Annotated in this window: 3 protein-coding genes; all 3 read left to right on the top strand. The window is 39.6% G+C overall.

Features of this window, described 5'->3' with window-relative positions:
• The first annotated feature begins 37 nt into the window (after positions 1–37).
• The 3 genes from BCU12_RS09690 (at position 38) to BCU12_RS09675 (ending at position 1,599) form a co-directional block, all read left to right on the top strand.
• Positions 38–493: a GNAT family N-acetyltransferase gene (locus BCU12_RS09690; protein ID WP_102404118.1), complete on the top strand. Its 456-nt coding sequence runs from the start codon at positions 38–40 to the stop codon at positions 491–493.
• Positions 494–648: 155 nt separating this feature from the next.
• Entirely contained in the window at positions 649–1,002 is a 354-nt protein-coding gene (locus BCU12_RS09680; protein ID WP_102404116.1) for a tRNA-binding protein, read from the top strand.
• Positions 1,003–1,134: 132 nt separating this feature from the next.
• Positions 1,135–1,599 carry a GNAT family N-acetyltransferase gene (locus BCU12_RS09675; protein WP_102404115.1) on the top strand — a complete coding sequence of 155 codons (465 nt, stop codon included), beginning with the start codon at positions 1,135–1,137 and terminating at the stop codon, positions 1,597–1,599.
• Positions 1,600–1,883 lie beyond the last annotated feature (284 nt).

Raw genomic sequence — 1,883 nt, 5'->3', positions numbered from 1 at the left:
TTAGCAGTTAGCAGTTAGAAGTAATAAGGACCTATAGATGGAATTAAAGTATCGTTCAGCTGAATTTGAAGATTTGGAGAGTCTCGTTGCTTTGCTTTCAAATGACCCACTCGGTAGTAAAAGAGAAGATGCGTCTGTTCCGTTGAATAGTGCATATCTTGAAGCGTTCGAAGCAATTGTACGAGACCCAAACAACGAATTACTTGTTGTTGAGCAAGAAAACTCTCTAGTCGGGATGCTTCAAATTACCTTTATTCCTTACCTAACGCATATTGGTAGTTGGCGTTGTCTTATCGAAGGTGTACGAATCCATAGTGACTATCGTGGACAAGGTTTCGGTGAGCAATTGTTCGCACACGCCATCGAACTGGCAAAAAGTAAAGGCTGTACAATCGTTCAGTTAACAAGTGACAAGCAGCGCCCAGATGCAATTGGGTTCTATGAAAAACTTGGATTTAAAGTAACACATGAAGGGTTTAAACTTGCGTTGTAGGCTGTCTGCTAACAATCTGTTTATGAGTGACTCGCAACGCGTGTATTTTTACTATGTATTGGTTTAAGTGATTAAGGTAGTTTGCGGCGGCATCGGTATTACGTTGCTCACCCCTTGGCAGGGTTATACGCTCTAGATAAATTTGGGATAGAAGTATGAAATATGCTCCAATTAAAGATGAAATCACGTTTGATGACTTCGCCAAAATTGATATTCGTATCGGTCTAATTGTCGAAGTTTCTGAAGTGGCAAAATCGGATAAACTCATGAAGTTGACAGTAGATTTTGGTGATCATAAGCGTTCAATCTTGGCTGGTATAAAACAAGAGCGTGAGAACCCAAAAGAAATTGTGGGGAAACAAGCCTTGTTCGTGGTCAACTTGCCCGAAAGAAAAATGGCGGGTGAAGTGTCTCAAGGTATGCTGTTCGACATCGGTTACGAAGATAAATTGCAACCATGTCTAGCTTGTCCAGAAACTGAAATGCCTAATGGTGCAAGAGCAGGCTAACACGCAGAATAAACTGTTTAAGCTAACAGCCAACACGTGGCTGTTTTTCAGCTCAAGTTAGTTTAGGTGCAGTCGGTGCGGTACTTTAGGTTTGTCATTTAAGTTCGGGGGTATAGTTTGATTATCAGGTTAATGAAAAGTAATGATTTATCAGATACAGCACTCGTTCATCAGTCGGTTTTTGTTAGGCAAAATTACTCTCATGAATGGTTACAATGTAATCTCAATGCCTTTCCTCGTTATATGATTTTTGTCGCTGAAATCGATAATGTAATCGTTGGTTATATCATTTGGGTTCAAAAGAGTGGGTTCCGTCTTGAAGTTGTTTTGGAATTAGAGCAATTAGCGGTTAAACCAAACTTTCAGGGTAAAGGTATTGGTCGAAAGTTAATTCTCGATTCATTACCATTAGTAAGAGCTCAACTTGCTCTCAAAAATTCGGTGTTAAAACATATTTTGGTTACAACAAGGGCTGATAATCACGCTCAAAAACTGTATAGAGACACATTAGGCGCGGAAGTTGAGGCAACGATCTCAAATTTATATTCAGCTGATGAAGTACTAATGATTGCGCGAAATGTTGGAGCACAAAGCTAACGAGTGACTGAAGTGGTCTTTTAACGTTCAGCAATTTTTTGTTGAATTCTTAACATGCTCGGCAAAGTGAGTGGTAGCTGCCTCTTGGTCAGACGTTAGTTTTATAAGAAACCACCATGGGTTTATATGCATTTATTGGTGCCAACGTACTAGATAAAGCCCAGGCTCTGACCATTAGTTCAAAGATGGGTGGAATAAATAATTACGCCACCAATTTTTATTTATGCAGTACATCATTATTACTGGCCGCCTATTTATGTAGCTTTGCTAAACGCTTTTCCACT

This window comes from Vibrio sp. 10N.261.55.A7, assembly GCF_002877365.1.
GTDB lineage: Bacteria > Pseudomonadota > Gammaproteobacteria > Enterobacterales > Vibrionaceae > Vibrio.
Note: the sequence above shows the minus strand (reverse complement) of the source record. Positions and strands in the feature narration are given on the sequence as shown.